The sequence below is a fragment of the Clostridium sp. genome, from assembly GCF_036569345.1.
Lineage (GTDB): Bacteria > Bacillota > Clostridia > Clostridiales > Clostridiaceae > Clostridium_AD.
In genome coordinates this window covers 20,346-34,563 of the sequence record NZ_DATCQT010000143.1, presented here as the reverse complement: position 1 = coordinate 34,563, position 14,218 = coordinate 20,346, and the positions used below count along the sequence as shown (strand labels likewise).

The 14,218-nt window shown below is 29.6% G+C and carries 19 protein-coding genes; 2 read left to right on the top strand and 17 right to left on the bottom strand.

From position 1 onward, the window contains the following. The coding region (locus VIM70_RS14195) for a hypothetical protein (protein ID WP_414648717.1) at positions 1-258 on the bottom strand (258 nt) is incomplete at its 3' end. Positions 259-625: 367 nt separating this feature from the next. Next, entirely contained in the window at positions 626-1,228 is a 603-nt protein-coding gene (locus VIM70_RS14190) for a recombinase family protein (protein WP_331946426.1), read from the bottom strand. Between the two features lie 190 nt (positions 1,229-1,418). On the opposite strand from VIM70_RS14190, the gene VIM70_RS14185 reads away from it, so the two are divergent. Next, a complete protein-coding gene (locus tag VIM70_RS14185) occupies positions 1,419-2,519 on the top strand; it encodes a PIN/TRAM domain-containing protein (protein WP_331946425.1) in 1,101 nt (366 codons plus the stop codon). Between the two features lie 235 nt (positions 2,520-2,754). On the opposite strand, the gene VIM70_RS14180 is transcribed toward VIM70_RS14185, so the two are convergent. From VIM70_RS14180 to VIM70_RS14165, 4 genes are all read right to left on the bottom strand, one after another. Next, positions 2,755-3,303, bottom strand: a complete 549-nt coding sequence (locus VIM70_RS14180; RefSeq protein WP_331946424.1) for a molecular chaperone DnaJ — start codon at positions 3,301-3,303, stop codon at positions 2,755-2,757. 887 nt (positions 3,304-4,190) lie between these two features. Further along, positions 4,191-4,376, bottom strand: coding sequence for a hypothetical protein (locus VIM70_RS14175; protein WP_331946423.1), 186 nt, complete (start codon positions 4,374-4,376; stop codon positions 4,191-4,193). Positions 4,377-4,385: 9 nt separating this feature from the next. Continuing rightward, the gene (locus VIM70_RS14170; RefSeq protein ID WP_331946422.1) at positions 4,386-4,769 is read right to left on the bottom strand and encodes a hypothetical protein; all 384 of its coding nucleotides are present in this window, start codon (positions 4,767-4,769) and stop codon (positions 4,386-4,388) included. A gap of 89 nt (positions 4,770-4,858) precedes the next feature. Then, positions 4,859-5,410, bottom strand: a complete 552-nt coding sequence (locus tag VIM70_RS14165) for a nitroreductase family protein (protein WP_331946421.1) — start codon at positions 5,408-5,410, stop codon at positions 4,859-4,861. Between the two features lie 131 nt (positions 5,411-5,541). On the opposite strand from VIM70_RS14165, the gene VIM70_RS14160 reads away from it, so the two are divergent. After that, positions 5,542-5,910, top strand: coding sequence for a helix-turn-helix domain-containing protein (locus tag VIM70_RS14160; RefSeq protein WP_331946420.1), 369 nt, complete (start codon positions 5,542-5,544; stop codon positions 5,908-5,910). Positions 5,911-6,759: 849 nt separating this feature from the next. Here the strand turns inward: VIM70_RS14160 and VIM70_RS14155 are convergent. From VIM70_RS14155 to VIM70_RS14105, 11 genes are all read right to left on the bottom strand, one after another. Further along, positions 6,760-7,494 (bottom strand): DUF1361 domain-containing protein, encoded by a 735-nt coding sequence (locus VIM70_RS14155; protein ID WP_331946419.1) that lies wholly within the window; start codon positions 7,492-7,494, stop codon positions 6,760-6,762. A gap of 204 nt (positions 7,495-7,698) precedes the next feature. Beyond that, positions 7,699-8,385: a cytochrome c biogenesis CcdA family protein gene (locus tag VIM70_RS14150; protein ID WP_331946418.1), complete on the bottom strand. Its 687-nt coding sequence runs from the start codon at positions 8,383-8,385 to the stop codon at positions 7,699-7,701. After that, positions 8,386-8,784 (bottom strand): thioredoxin family protein, encoded by a 399-nt coding sequence (locus tag VIM70_RS14145; RefSeq protein WP_331946417.1) that lies wholly within the window; start codon positions 8,782-8,784, stop codon positions 8,386-8,388. Positions 8,785-8,931: 147 nt separating this feature from the next. Next, the gene (locus VIM70_RS14140; RefSeq protein ID WP_331946416.1) at positions 8,932-9,231 is read right to left on the bottom strand and encodes a metalloregulator ArsR/SmtB family transcription factor; all 300 of its coding nucleotides are present in this window, start codon (positions 9,229-9,231) and stop codon (positions 8,932-8,934) included. Between the two features lie 175 nt (positions 9,232-9,406). Continuing rightward, positions 9,407-9,760 (bottom strand): carboxymuconolactone decarboxylase family protein, encoded by a 354-nt coding sequence (locus VIM70_RS14135; RefSeq protein WP_331946415.1) that lies wholly within the window; start codon positions 9,758-9,760, stop codon positions 9,407-9,409. Positions 9,761-9,782: 22 nt separating this feature from the next. Continuing rightward, complete coding sequence (locus VIM70_RS14130) at positions 9,783-10,331, bottom strand: putative zinc-binding protein (protein WP_331946414.1); 549 nt, start codon at positions 10,329-10,331, stop codon at positions 9,783-9,785. Positions 10,332-10,520: 189 nt separating this feature from the next. After that, positions 10,521-11,447, bottom strand: coding sequence for a cation diffusion facilitator family transporter (locus VIM70_RS14125; RefSeq protein WP_331946413.1), 927 nt, complete (start codon positions 11,445-11,447; stop codon positions 10,521-10,523). 46 nt (positions 11,448-11,493) lie between these two features. After that, positions 11,494-12,027 carry a permease gene (locus tag VIM70_RS14120; RefSeq protein WP_331946412.1) on the bottom strand — a complete coding sequence of 178 codons (534 nt, stop codon included), beginning with the start codon at positions 12,025-12,027 and terminating at the stop codon, positions 11,494-11,496. Positions 12,028-12,031: 4 nt separating this feature from the next. Beyond that, complete coding sequence (locus tag VIM70_RS14115; RefSeq protein WP_331946411.1) at positions 12,032-12,508, bottom strand: permease; 477 nt, start codon at positions 12,506-12,508, stop codon at positions 12,032-12,034. Positions 12,509-12,911: 403 nt separating this feature from the next. Next, entirely contained in the window at positions 12,912-13,139 is a 228-nt protein-coding gene (locus VIM70_RS14110) for a thioredoxin family protein (protein WP_331946410.1), read from the bottom strand. Between the two features lie 30 nt (positions 13,140-13,169). Beyond that, the gene (locus tag VIM70_RS14105; RefSeq protein WP_331946409.1) at positions 13,170-14,186 is read right to left on the bottom strand and encodes a permease; all 1,017 of its coding nucleotides are present in this window, start codon (positions 14,184-14,186) and stop codon (positions 13,170-13,172) included. Between the last annotated feature and the right edge of the window lie 32 nt (positions 14,187-14,218).

Here is a 14,218-nt window from a genome sequence, read left to right as displayed (position 1 = left end):
TACACCATTTACTGCTGAATAAACCAAGAACCAAAATATTGCAGATGCTGTAGACATTTTAGCAACTCTCTTAACTAATGTTATAACCATAACCAGTTCCAGAATCATAGCCCCATAAATTACTGTTGTAGATACATTCATTATATAGTTACTCATAAACAGACCAACTATAAATGTTATTAGTAATCCAACTGCCATTAGACATAAGGTTTTTCCCATAAAAGTAGATTTGCTTTTTGTAAAACTATTACTTTCCATACTAAAATACTCCTTTATAACCATATTTATCAGTCTTTGCAAAATACAATTAATTCGTATCTTTTATTATTTATTCAATAATTTATTTATTATAACATCTTCTTATTAATTTATCATAATCCAAATGTATCCAACGTAACTCACTTGAATGATATATGATAATATATCAAAGTTATATTACTTCCCATTGACCAAAAATTCAACTCTTGTATAGCCATAAAATCATCAATGTCTCTCGATTATTCATAATAATGAATAAAATTCATTGGGCATTACTGCACACCTTAATATTATAATTCTCTTATTTATGATACATTCAACGTAACAAATCAATGCGTTATATGGCTAAAAAAAATAGAAGGTAGCCTTATCTACCCTCATATTGCTTTATCAATTTATAAAATGTAGTTCTCTTTAAATCTAACTGCAGCATAGCCTCATTGGCTTTTAACTCTCTATTTTTATATTTGTTATATACTACTACCCAATTAGATGGATAATCTATTTCTTTTCTACCCTTATATGCTCCATTTTTTACTGCTATTGCTATACCTTCCCTTTGACGTTCTAACATATTCTCACGTTCGAATGTGTTAATTGCTCCTATCATAGTTAACATTAATTTACCTGTGGCTGTATTAGTGTCTATAGCTTCCTTCCTACTTACTAAGTGTATTCCTTTGGATTGTAACTGATCCACTATGTTTAATAAGTCTTTTGTACTACGTGCTAATCTATCAAGGCTATGGATGTATATTGTATCATTTTCCCTTGCAAATTCTATCATTGATTTTAACTCTGGTCTATTTGTATCCTTGGCACTGACTTTCTCACTAAACGTTTTATCAATATTATATTTCTTCAATCCTTCTATTTGTCTACCATCATTCTGTTCTACTGTGCTTACTCTGAAATTATGTGATTTGCTACATAATGCAAGGGTAAGCACTAAAGCGGATACAGCCGACATACGCGATGCGTCCCGACAGGGCGTATATTCTAGCAGGTGGGAATCCTGTCAAGGTAAGATTTAGCAAATCGCTTTGTATCGAGTCTTAGAGATGTTGTGGCAACGTAATATTTCTTAAGCGTTAGGCTATATTAAATTTTAAATGATTAAATATAAAAAAATTGTTAAAAATGTAGAAGAGGTGAGAGAATTGTTAAAGAAAACTTTAAGAGGACTTTTTACAATCATAGGTATTATCTTAGGTTATAATATTGCTAAAGAGGTAATGTATTCCAATTGGTTTTTAAAATCAATATATTTAAATAATAATGAAATCAAAATCTTGTTTATTCAATTTTTATGCATGTTAGTTTTTGGACTTATTTTATATATAATATCACCATGGATTAATATTATAATAATACGAGCTATGGATTATTTTGAAAAAAGCATTCAAAAATTTTCTGCTAATGAAATATTATTTGGAACTGTAGGCGCTATAACAGGCCTTACGATTTCAACCTTGTTTGTGAATTTACTTTCTAGCATATCTATTGTTGGTCCAGTGATTGCTTTACTTGTAGCCACTATTATGGCTGCATTTGGTGTTAATATCTCAAATACGAAAAGAGAAGATCTACTAACATTTTTTACTACCATTAGTTTGAAAAGGAGTAATACATCTAATATTGAAAAAGTGGAATCAGCAAAAGGGTCCGCTAAAATTTTAGACACTTCTGTTATTATAGATGGAAGATTACTTGATATTAGTAAAACAGGATTTATAGAAGGTACTTTAATAATTCCAATCTTTGTACTTCAGGAATTAAGGCAAATATCTGATTCTTCAGATATTTTAAAACGGAATAGAGGAAGACGAGGTCTTGATATCTTAAATAAAATTCAAAAGGATTTAATAATTGATGTTGAAATCTGTGAACAGGATTTCCCTGGACTCTCGGGAGTTGATAGCAAGGTTTTAAAGCTAGCACAGGTTTTAAATTGTAAAGTACTAACTATTGATTACAATTTAAATAAAATAGCAGAATTTCAAGGTATTCCTGTACTAAATATTAATGAATTTGCAAATGCAATAAAACCAGTAGTGCTTCCAGGTGAAGCAATGCAAGTTAAAGTTATTAAAAATGGAACGGAATTAAACCAGGGTGTTGCTTACCTAGATGATGGAACAATGGTAGTTGTTGAAAGTGGTAAAAATCATATAGGTGAATTATTAGGTGTTATAGTCACGTCTGTACGTCAAACGGCAGCTGGAAATATGATATTTGCCAAAAGAAACGAGGTAGTCTAAAATTAATTTGACTATAAAATTATTTAATAAAGCCATTCAACATAATATGTGTTATCAGGAATGAAAAGAAAAAAGTGCTTGAAAGTTGTGGATTTACATCAGTAAATATAGAAAATAGCAGTTGTTATTTTATAGCAACTGCTATTGTAAAGAATTAAGCAATTCTCAATTGTGAGTAGTGACCCCTACAATTTATCAGTCATGGGAATAGAAAAGGATAGTTGATATTACTCTACTATCCTTTATCGTTTAGTCCCCATTGTTCTTTAAGTTCATTCAGGAACTGCATACCTTCTCCACTATCCTTTGTTATATCAGGGTGAAGCTTCATTGCGGAACTTTTATATATTATTCTTAGGTATTCTTTTTGCTTATCAGTATAGTTGCTTGTTAATTTACTATTAAAATTAAATGTATCTTTGAACTTTTCATTAAATGATCTTTGCTTATTAAAATACTCGTTAGTTTTATCTTCTTGTTTTTTAGATTCTTCCTCTTTTCTGATTTTCTGTTTACTTAGCAGGTCCGCTCTAATGGCTAGGTATTTATTAAATACTAGGTCTACAGCATTACAAGTTTCAATATCATACCCTTTATCTTTAACCTTATTCTTAATCATTAGACTTACAGTTATAACTCTTAAATCTATAATACTACAATAATCTAGCGTTATTATATACTTGTCTTTACATTTTATCTTTCCATTTATTCGATTTCTCTTACACAAGTAGAATTTATAAATAATTCCCAAAGTATCTTTACTTTTTTTTGCTGAACAAAACATATGTATTTCTCCCTCTGTAGTGTTACATAAGTTATATCACTACATTATAACTTTTAATCTTATATATAAGAGATACAATAACATATATCATGCTATTCTGTATATTTTACCCTTCACCCTATCTTATATGATGTCAGTTTAATATAACGTATAACATCGTATAACTAAGTTTATCTTAATACTATGTTAATTATTAATATTAACTATAAAACTAGGGGTAGCCTTCTAATTCATGATCATATGGTAGCAGATTTTACGTAATATATTTAAAAATAGTTACCATAAACTCAATTATTTATGTAATACTTTACTTATTTACATACTACCAACTATAAAAAAGTTGCATTAAATTCATCTATAGTTGATGAATTTATTTTTTTAGAATTTACTGTACCTTAATCTCATTGTTACATTAGTATGACGGAGATTTAGTATAAATATAAAAGGTAAAACAAGACAAGATAACAACGAGAACTGTTATTACTAAAATAAAGCTTCTATTTTTTATGGGTTTTATTTTTCTTCTATTACCAATGGTTATCACGATTTATCTCCTCTCATTTATTATTTCAATTTTAACTAATCTACTTTTAATATATGTTTAGTTTCTTTTTATAGCCCATATTGAAACAGATCACTGTATACCATAAAAAACAGTACATTCAATTGGAGAATTGATTAGTTAAATTTAACTTAGTGCCTAACAATCCTTATAAAATAACGCTTTACGCAAAAAACAAAACGAATGTACGATTTTATGTAAAATCATACATTCATTTCTATATCCAGTTTACGGTAATAATAGTATAATTAAATAAACTTTTCACGACATTTTATAAAAACATTCGCTGATTAAGTTAACTGTGAAATGGATGTTGGTAACGCTATCATATTCGTATTATAATCTCCTCAGGTGCTCCCGTTGGTGGCCAAATTCCTTTTTGATATAATTCTTGTCTCACGTTAAGTCGGAATTCAAAATTTTCATACGCTATGATATGCACTATACGAGCCGGTCCGTCCAAGGCATACATTGCCATTACTACAGGTGATATTTTTTGCCGTGCTGGCAAAGCTTTTTCTCATGCATCTATGCTTTTTTTAATACCACCTACAGCAAGTTGATACTCTCTGAATTCGTATATTGGCCCCAATTGACCACTTTTTATCGGAGGCATAAAATGAAATGGCATAAAGGACTCTACCTTAAATCCTTTTAACACATCGCCTATACCGAAAGGATTATTATTTAATAAGAATTTTTCCCTTTCTTCCAATAGATCTTCTGAATTATCAAACTCCCGTAATATAAGCAAACAATCAGGCCCAATAGGACCAACTTCAACTTTCCAGCATCCCAGTAATCTCCCATTACTTTGTGATGTATTTTTATAGTTTAAAATACCTTCCACAGCTTTTTTTGTTCCCCAAAGATGTAGATGCATAGTCGTCAGTTCATAAATCATCTTTTTTACCTCCCGATAATTTTTTTACGTCTTATAGACAGTATATGAATACCTACTTTAGACAATTTGCATTATTTAAGTAGGTCGTGTTATCCTTCATCATTTTTGCCCTGAGTTATATCTTCAAAAGAGTTAAAGAAAACTGTATCATTAATATCATAACGCTTGCCATGTAATTGATGTGGAGCTGAATCACTTCTTGGATAACCTATTGGAAGAAGTGCTACTGGAACAAGATATTCTGGTAATTCCAAGTTTTTTTTGATAATATCAGCATTAAAATGTCCTACCCAAGTGCTACCTAATCCTAAGTCCGTAACTTGAAGCATCATATGAGTTGTGACAATGCTAGCATCAACAACTCCCATGTCTACTTTATCATAAGGCCTTTTCCAGCTAACTGTGGAATCATAGCACACCAGCAATACTAGAGGTGCATTAAAATGATAAGGTGTGCATGATTTTAATTTAGTCAGGCTGTCTTCATTATCAATAACGAGTATTCGTTGTGGCTGATAATTATCAGCCGTTGGAGCAACTCTACCAGCTTCTAAAATCAAATCTAATTTTTCTCTTTCTACTTTTTTGTCGCTAAATTTTCTAACTGCATATCTTTTTTTTACTAGTTGTAAAAAATTCATATTACCATCTCCCTATTTCAAAATGTTTCTGTTATAATTAATATAGCATAAAGGTATGAATAAACAAGTATGCAGTTTTTTCTGTGTTAGTATATAAAATATACTGTTATATTTAAAGGAGAGCTGTGAGTATGAATAAAAATATAGGTTATAAATCAGAATTACCTAGTGATAATATATATGAGTCAAATTGTCCTATTATATATGCACTTAATGTTGTAGGTAAAAAATGGAAATTGCCTATTATGTGGCGCTTATTTGAAAATGAAACTACTAGATATAACGAATTAAAACGTAGCGTCAACGGTATTACTAATATGATGCTTACAAAATCTTTAAAAGAATTAGAAGAACATAAGCTTATTGTTAGAACTCAATATGAAACAATTCCTCCTAAAGTTGAATATTTTTTGACACAAAGAGGTAAATCGTTACTGCCTTCTTTGAATGAACTATATAAATGGGGTGAAGAACAAATTAAACTTGATAAATCAAAATAAAGGGATATATTATGCTTAATATTATGAGATATATTTATCATCAGATGGCTTATCTGCATACTCAAAATATTCCAAAAGAGCTTTTTTCATAGATCGATTTATAGGGAATTTCTTTTTGTTTACTTGTCTTTTTTTCAATTAACCTAATTTCTTTTTTTAGTTCCCCAATTTCATAAAAGACATCTTTCCATTTTAATTTTACAATATCGCTTACCCTTAGAGCTGAATTTATACCTACAACAAATATAGTATAATCTCTTAAATTTTTTCCGGATAGATAATTAATTTTTTACTGCCTAAATCTCCCTTTTGATTTTTATTGGATCTACCGTTTTGCTTCCTTTTTTCATTTTATCATTTGCCATTCTTATCCCTCACTTAGTTAGTATTATCACTACTATAATTGTACTTTAACTAACTTGTTTTGAGTAAAAAAATAAGAGTTTTATCATTTAATGATTAAACCCTAGATATATCAATGCTTTATGCTGATATTATATACTTTTTCGAGTTAGAACTATTTGGCATTAATTCTAAGTCAGAATATTTTGATAAAATATATTTTTGGTAATAACTGTCTTAGCGTATAAAATCCGCGTTTCGCGAGCACTACCCCAATTAGCTTTAAGTTGTTTTTTAATTCCTGTTGGTGTGATTCAGAGAAATGTTGGCGAAACCCCTATATAAAATACTAATGACCGTACCCCTTGTTAGTTAGAAGTATATTATTAATGGGTATTATCATATATCTCAGGACATTAAAAGAGCAAAATAATATTTTAAAAACCCATCTGTAGCCCAGATGGGTTTTTCTTTTGGTTCACTATAACATTTTATTATTTATGTTCTCTATGTTTCTTCGTATTTGTGAAAAATCATCTTATATTCATTTAGTTTTGTTAAATAATTAAGGGCAAAATATATTAATATCAAAAATAATCCAAATAAAATAGTAAACTCAACAGCGTACTCATTAGAATTATTTAAAATACTATTAATCAATATTTTTGGTTTAAATACTATATCCCAACTATTCCATCGGATAAATCTTCCTAAATAGATTCCAAAGCTACTTAAGAACAAAACACTTCCCACAAAAATACATCCAATCCATTTATTGAATCTATCCGTAAGCAACATTTGAATCATATATAAAGAAATAAATCCAAGCAAAAAACCAGTTAAGATAAATAACGAAATCATTATAAAGTCGTACCATAGGATAAAATTCATGGTATAGCCTATGGTATTAGTATAATATCTTATTCCACTCAAATGAATAAAATCTGTTATTATATATGGACAATTAGGATAAACGGCAACCCATATAAGTCCTAAAAATAGCAAATAGATTTTTCTAAATACACTTCGTTTATGAAAAAAATAGGTATATCCAATGATAATAGAAAGAATTAGTGGAATCCATGCAAGAAATAAATTCCACATTAGAAATCTATAATCTAGATATCCTAAGATTAATTTTCTAAATACTACCATAAAACATGCCGAAAATGATAAAAACAGATAAATTCCCACACATTTAAAAATAGGCTTATATAACTTTTGCTTGTTCGATGAATTCATTTTAAGTTCCTCCATTAATAGTTAAAATATCAATACAAAATTATTTTAACATAAATGAAAAGTATAAAACCATAAAACATACGTAAATGTATACGAATTTTTAATAATATGTTGGTAGTGTAGTAACGGTACAGAAAATCCTGTTACACAGCCTATTATTTACCGATTAAATCGTAATTCATTAATATTTGACTCCTAAATTTACTATATTCCAATATAAATTAGATATAGTCCTAAAAACATCACAATAATCGCCAATATAGTTTTTAGTATTTTACCAACAAATAAAGTTTTCTTAGAATTACTTATGGCTTCCACAAAGCCTACCGAGGTGCCTGCAATTAAAATCAAAGTGCAATGACCAATGGAATATAAAAGTAGCATTAATATACCTACTATTATATTTCCTTTTCCAGCTACAAATGCTAAAATAGCCACTAGCACAGGTGTAGAGCAAGGTGAGGATAATACCCCTCCAAGTATTCCGAGGAAAAAGGCTCCCAGAAGTCCTACTCTTTTATTTGGTATTTTACATGAGTTACTTTTAAATTCCATTATACCTAGTAATTGAAGTGAGACTATAAGCATAATTACTCCAAGAACTATATACCACCATTTTCCCGTTCCCGTCATAAGTTTTCCGAGTATTGCTGAAAGTGCTCCAAAGGTAGTGAAGGTAATTATAATTCCAACACAAAATATAAGCGAATACTTAAAAGCAAGCTTTTTATCTTTGCCTGCATACCCGCCTACATAGCCTACTACTAAGGGAATTGTAGATAGTACACAAGGACTAAAGGAAGATATTATTCCTGCAACAAAGGACATAATCAAAGCAAGCCCAATATTATTAGATAGCATACCACCAAAATTATTTAAAAACTCATTCATTTATTCAACTCCCATATCTTTGAATACTTTTAAAATGTCCTCTGTTGAGAAGAAACCTTCATGTCTAAATACTTCTTTTCCATCCCTATCTAGAAATATTTGAGTTGGGATAACCTTTATCTCATACTTGTTAGTTTCTTCTGGATTTTCATTTATATCTATGAACTTAACAACAACCTTGCCATCATAAGTTTTTTTAACCTCAGCAAGTACAGGAACCATCTCTCTGCATGGTATGCAAGTGGATGATCCTAAATCCACTAACGTAGGTTTGCCTTTCACTATATCTTTTGTAGGTTGATTAGGTGCTTTTTTTACAACATATGTTTTATAACCCCAAATTCCAATAACGCTAAATATTAGAATAATAATTATAATAATTTTAGTTATTCTTGTCATTTATTCACCCCCATACATAACTATATAATTAAATAGTTAAATTTAGAATATAAAATTAGTTAATATGTATAGTACTATGCATATTAACTATCATCTACAATTAGTTATATTACTGCTAATTGTAGAAATAAATAATCTATTCTTTTTTTAGTTATTTTGCATATTATTTACATATCCAAAAACATATTTATTAACATGTTCAATAATATCTTTCACATCATCATTATATAACCTATAGTGCATCTCAAGTCCAACCTTTTCACTCTTAACCAATCCTGCATCTTTTAAAATCCTTAAATGCTGTGATAAGTTTGCCTGGCTAAATTCAATCTTTTCATTTAGTTTACAAACACATTGAGGACCATTAGATAGAAACTGCATTATTTTATATCTTACTGGGTTTCCAAGCGCCTTAAATATCTTTACTGCCAAATCATCCTGATTCAATTTTCTTCCTCCTTGTAGTATTAAAGGTATGTAATTACATTTAATACTTCGTTAAAACTTTATAACTTTTAATTAAATACTTATATAGTATATATTATTTTTATAATCATTTCAATATTATGGCTATGACCTGGCATAATGTTTCTTCTTTTTACAAAATTTAGTTGATTTACTTTTATTTGTTTTCTAAAAGCCATTCAAAAGCAGGAGTTGAACTTGATAGAGCGGTAGCTGCTTTTGCAAATTTCGCTATAGAAAATACTTCCATTATTTCTTCAACAGTTGCTCCACTTTTCTTTGCCATTTTTGTATTATTCATAATGCACGTTTGTGAATCCAATGCTATGGTAGCAGATAAAAGCATCAGTGCTTTATATTTTTGTGGTATTGCCTCTTTTGACATAACAAATTTCTTATCCATCATATGATTTATAACAATACTTTCATCCAAGGCTCCTAATACTTGTATCGGTTTTGGAACCTCCCCATTTTCCTTTTTAATATTCTCCATAATTGTTTTGTAATCCATGATAATTCTCCCCCATATAAATTTATTTCTCGTATACATCTAAAACTGCCTTTTCCACTGCATCAGAAATTTTTTCAAGATCTGTTGATGAATTTAAATCAAAATTCTTTGAAATTTCCAAATCCTTAGAAACAATAATATGTTTATCAGTTTCAAAACCAGCTTTCTTTAAAGTTGTTTTAGCACAGCTCATTGGACAACCATCTATTGCTACAATTCCCTTTGCATTCTTTGCTCCATTTGTAATATTGGGAAGACCTGCTGAAATACTCGCAAGACATAGTAATGATGCCTTATCATACCCAACATTATTTGCTGCCTTCACACTACCAAGCATTGTTGATTGTCCTACATTTGATGCACCCGCGCAGTAAAATACTGCAACTGGACTTTCTCTTTCTTCAACTTCAATACCTTTAGTTTTTTTATCCATATAAGGTAGATACCAGTTATCCTTTGGCTTTTCTATTTTCGCTACTTCAGGTTCTACTGAGCTACACCCACGACAACCAGATACCTTTACTTCTTCCTTTTCTACTGATCCACAGGCACAAATGTTTTTTTCACTCATTATAATTCCTCCCTATTTTTATATTTTATTTATCAACTATATAATTAATTAATTATATAGTTGTATTATATCTTCTAAATGTAATTGTCAATATTAAAGTTTTAACTTCTTATTTTGAAAATCTTTAATATCCTATCTTCCGCTTCTACTATAAATAAAACAATACTATTTATATTTTTATTTCCCATATTAAAACATTCCTTTCTTTTTTATTACTCCTACTTCACTGCAACCATCACATTCAAATTGGATTGTTACGTGATTTATTTCAAAATGCTCGTGAAGCTCTTTTATAATCTTTTCATCTATTTTTTTTGTTTCGCTAACCAGCATATCTCTAACATTTACATGAGCTTCAAAATTTATATTATTTTCATCTAAACTCCATAAATGAACATGGTGAACATTTTCAACACCATCAATATTATGAATTAAATTAACAACCCCACTTAATACAATTCCTTTTGGTGCTCCCTGCATTAAAATACTCATGGCATCCTTTATTATAGTGAAGCTTTCTTTCAAAATATATAGTGCTATAAGTACTGTTAAAACTGAATCTATCCAATATATTTGATAAAAATAAATCAAAATTCCTGCAATTATAACTCCTAGGGAAGATAATGCATCACTGAATAAATGCAAATAAACAGATTTAATATTCATATTATCTTCAGAACCTGAATGTAATAAAAAGGCTCCTATTGTATTTGCAATTAATCCTAGTAATGCCACCCAAATAACTATAAATCCATTTATTGCTGTTGGCTGCATTAGCTTAATGTACGCTTCTTTAAATAAAAATAATGATATAACTATGAGCACTGAAGAATTAACAACTGCGGCTAATATTCCAGCTCGTTTATATCCAAAAGTCTTCTGCTCATCATTATCTTTCTTAGAAATTATTATAGCCACATAGCTAATTACTATAGCTACAGCATCACTTAAATTATGAAGGGCATCTGAAATTAGTGACAAACTTCCTGAATATATTCCTCCTATAATTTCTGCTACTGTAATAATCAAATTCAATATTACAGTTATTGTAAAATTTGCTCCTTTTACATTGGAAACATCATGACTATGTACGTGATTATGATTGTGTTCATCCATTTCAACCGCTCCTTTCTATATGATTTTCCAACAATAGACTTTCTTATTATAATTTTTCTGCATTCTTATAAATTTTACTAATTTCATCTTTAGAGATGAAGGCTGATAATAAATAAGCTATAATTATTATGCCTGGAATATCAATTAGCAATCTTGTTACCGCAAACCTACTTCCAAGTGCAGATACTTCAAATAAGAACATTGGTATTTTAGTTGTAGACCAAGCTCCTATGAATATAAGAATATTACTGAATTTCACACCCTTCTTCATAAAAACTGCTGCTACAGGAAATGCTCCATAAAGTGGTCCTGCTGCTGCTGATCCAATTATTATAGATAAAATGATTCCTTTAATTCCAGACCCTTCGCCCATGTACTTCATCATGGTTTCTCTTGGAACCCAGATATCAAGTAATCCTAGAAGTACAAAAACCGGTGGTATAACTAGAGCCATTTCCTTAAAACTATAGACTGCAATACTAAAGGATTTTATTCCAATATCGGCATTAAAAATAGTAAGAATACCTACTGCAATTACAGTTACAATAAAGAATCTATATCTTTTTAATAAATTTTTCATCTCCTTAAACCACCCTTCCAATGATATATGCCACTATAAATGAAAATATAAAAGCAAATAAATTTCTGAGTATCGTTAATTTCTTACCAAAATATTTAATCTCAACCGGCATAGTAACAATACCTACCATCATGAGTGTTGATAGAAAAGCGCCAATTTGCATGTACCCTGCCCCATTTTTAAGTAGCATGGCTGCTGTTGGAAAAGCAACAAACCCTGGTATTAAGGTTATAGACCCAACTGTAGCTGCAATTACAACTCCAAAAACACCCGAATTACTTCCAATCATATTTGATATTACCTGTGGATTTAATACTGCTAGTAAAACTCCAACAAGCATAATAACACCTAAAAATTCTGGTAAAATATTCTCAAATGCTTTCCATGCCTTTTTAAGTGCCATTTTTGTTTTTTTCTTATTTTTGTAATACGAAATAACAAGCAATAAGATTGTTATTCCATACAAAATGTAATTACTCATTTAAACTCCCCCATTCTAATTAAGTATATAATTAATTACTTATATACTTATAGTATTCTGAATCACTAATAATGTCAATGTTTTATCAAGGGTATTTTTATAATAATTTAAGATTCACATTCTTATTGATTTTAATTTAAATTTAATTTGTACTGATTGCTTTTGGATGTAGTTGTCCTATATTTGACATTGAACTTGACAAGCAGAAAGATGATGACATATTTATTGAAATTGAAGGAGTTAAATTCATAGCGGAAGATAAATTTGCTCCTGCTATAAAAAATCTTGAAGTAATTAAACTTGATAATAAATTTACTGTTAAAAAATTTGCCTGTGGTTGTGGTTGCTAAAAAAAGATTGCCATATGGCAATCTTTTTCTGTTAATATCATTATAAAGATAAATTATAAATATTTTTTAATTTCGTCAGGGGATGGCACTCTTCCCATTATCTTCACTTTTCCATCAATTACTAGGGCAGGTGTCTTCATAACTCCATAAGCCATAATTTCTTTGAAATCAGTAACCTTTTCTATAGTTGCCTCAATACCTAACTCCTTTATTGCCTTTCTTGTGTTTTCCTCTAATTTTTTGCAACTAGAACATCCCGAACCTAAAACTTTAATTATCATAATATTTCCTCCTCTTAAACTTTTGATCTTTTAAACAAGTAAAAATGAAAATGCATTGAATAAATATCCTATTATGACTATACCTGTTGCAACTATAGCCACAAATATAGTTAATAATTTAGGTTTAACAACCTTGCTAAGCATAATTATTGATGGAAGTGAAAGTGCTGTTACTGCCATCATAAAGGATAATACCGTGCCAATACCTACGCCTTTTCCAAATAATGCTTCTGCTATTGGTAATGTTCCAAATATGTCAGCGTACATTGGTATACCTACAGCGGTAGCAAGTAATACTGCAAAAGGATTATCGTTTCCAACTACAGTTTCTATTATTGATTGAGGTATCCAATTGTGAATTGCAGCACCAATCCCAACACCAATTAAAACATATAACCAAACCTTATGAAATACATCTTTAACTTGCTCTTTTGAATAAGATATTCGCTCGGACCTAGTCATATCAATTACTTCTACATCCACATCCTTTATTTCTTTTACATAACCTTCTACATATTTTTCAAGGTGTAATCTATCAATAATAGTTCCACCAATAACTGCTAAAATTAATCCTACAACAACATAGGATATAGCAATCTTAGCACCAAAGAAAGACATTAAAATTAATAATGATGCCAAATCTACGAGTGGCGAAGATATAAGAAACGAAAAAGTTATTCCAAGTGGTAGTCCTGCTGCGTTGAAGCCTATAAATATTGGTATACTAGAGCAGCTACAAAATGGTGTAATGGTTCCAAGTAAAGCCCCTAGTATATTCCCCTTAATCCCCTTAATGTTTCCAAGAATTTTTTTTGTTCTTTCCGGTGGGAAATAACTTTGAATATAGGATATAAGGAAAATTAACACTGATAACAGTATAAATATTTTTATAGTATCATAAATAAAAAAATGTACGCTACCACCAAGTCTTTCCTTAATTGATAGTCCAAATACTTTTTCTACAAGGCCTTGAATAAGATTTGAGAGCCAAGTCATTTTCAAAATTTCATTATTTATCCAACTAAATATTTGCGAAATTACATTCATATTAGTCACCTACCTTTATACTATTTTTATAC

What these genes read in the sequence shown, in the direction of transcription:
- VIM70_RS14190 (WP_331946426.1), bottom strand. Translation starts at nt 1,228, where the DNA reads ATGTCGGCTGTATCCGCTTTAGTGCTTACCCTTGCATTATGTAGCAAA.
- VIM70_RS14180 (WP_331946424.1), bottom strand. Translation starts at nt 3,303, where the DNA reads ATGTTTTGTTCAGCAAAAAAAAGTAAAGATACTTTGGGAATTATTTAT.
- VIM70_RS14170 (WP_331946422.1), bottom strand. Translation starts at nt 4,769, where the DNA reads ATGATTTATGAACTGACGACTATGCATCTACATCTTTGGGGAACAAAA.
- VIM70_RS14165 (WP_331946421.1), bottom strand. Translation starts at nt 5,410, where the DNA reads ATGAATTTTTTACAACTAGTAAAAAAAAGATATGCAGTTAGAAAATTT.
- VIM70_RS14160 (WP_331946420.1), top strand. Translation starts at nt 5,542, where the DNA reads ATGAATAAAAATATAGGTTATAAATCAGAATTACCTAGTGATAATATA.
- VIM70_RS14155 (WP_331946419.1), bottom strand. Translation starts at nt 7,494, where the DNA reads ATGAATTCATCGAACAAGCAAAAGTTATATAAGCCTATTTTTAAATGT.
- VIM70_RS14150 (WP_331946418.1), bottom strand. Translation starts at nt 8,385, where the DNA reads ATGAATGAGTTTTTAAATAATTTTGGTGGTATGCTATCTAATAATATT.
- VIM70_RS14145 (WP_331946417.1), bottom strand. Translation starts at nt 8,784, where the DNA reads ATGACAAGAATAACTAAAATTATTATAATTATTATTCTAATATTTAGC.
- VIM70_RS14135 (WP_331946415.1), bottom strand. Translation starts at nt 9,760, where the DNA reads ATGGATTACAAAACAATTATGGAGAATATTAAAAAGGAAAATGGGGAG.
- VIM70_RS14130 (WP_331946414.1), bottom strand. Translation starts at nt 10,331, where the DNA reads ATGAGTGAAAAAAACATTTGTGCCTGTGGATCAGTAGAAAAGGAAGAA.
- VIM70_RS14125 (WP_331946413.1), bottom strand. Translation starts at nt 11,447, where the DNA reads ATGGATGAACACAATCATAATCACGTACATAGTCATGATGTTTCCAAT.
- VIM70_RS14120 (WP_331946412.1), bottom strand. Translation starts at nt 12,027, where the DNA reads ATGAAAAATTTATTAAAAAGATATAGATTCTTTATTGTAACTGTAATT.
- VIM70_RS14115 (WP_331946411.1), bottom strand. Translation starts at nt 12,508, where the DNA reads ATGAGTAATTACATTTTGTATGGAATAACAATCTTATTGCTTGTTATT.
- VIM70_RS14110 (WP_331946410.1), bottom strand. Translation starts at nt 13,139, where the DNA reads ATGATAATTAAAGTTTTAGGTTCGGGATGTTCTAGTTGCAAAAAATTA.
- VIM70_RS14105 (WP_331946409.1), bottom strand. Translation starts at nt 14,186, where the DNA reads ATGAATGTAATTTCGCAAATATTTAGTTGGATAAATAATGAAATTTTG.